Here is a 582-nt window from a genome sequence, read left to right as displayed (position 1 = left end):
GACGACGCCTTTGGGCCGGCCGGTGGAGCCGGAGGTGTAGATGACGTACGCGGGATGATCGGGCGCGAGCTCGGTGACAGGGTTGTCCGCGGACCGGTCCGTCACGTCGAGCCCGTCCAGCAGCAGTACCGACGCCCCGCTCGCCGCCTCCACCGAGGCACGGTGCTCGGTCGTCGTCAGCACAAGGGCGGGCCCGGCGTCGGCGACCATGTGCGCCACACGAGCCGCCGGATAAGCCGGATCGAGAGGAAGGTAGGCCGCGCCCGCCTTCAGCACCGCCAGGACGGCGACCACCAGATCCGCGCTCCGGGGAAGGGCCAGAGCCACCACGTCCTCCGGACCGACACCACGCCCCAGCAGCTCATGAGCCAACCGGTTCGCCCGCTCGTTCAGCTCCCCGTACGACAGCGTGGCCCCGTCCCACACCACCGCCACCGCCCCCGGCGCCGCCGCCACCCGCGCCTCGAACAACTCCGGCAACGTCGCCCCCGACGGCACGACGACCGAAGGCACCGCCAGCACAGCCGCCCGCTCCTGCGCGGAGAGCAGATCGATCCGCCCGATCCGCCGGGACGGATCCGT

General features: G+C 72.7%; 1 protein-coding gene. It reads right to left on the bottom strand.

The window, feature by feature from the left end; genetic code table 11:
* Nucleotides 1-582 (bottom strand): AMP-binding protein (locus IE142_RS35560; protein ID WP_191889487.1); only part of this gene is annotated, 582 nt, incomplete at both ends.

Source organism: Streptomyces mutabilis (assembly GCF_014649815.1).
Taxonomy (GTDB): domain Bacteria; phylum Actinomycetota; class Actinomycetes; order Streptomycetales; family Streptomycetaceae; genus Streptomyces; species Streptomyces mutabilis.
This window is presented reverse-complemented; position numbering and strand designations above follow the sequence as displayed.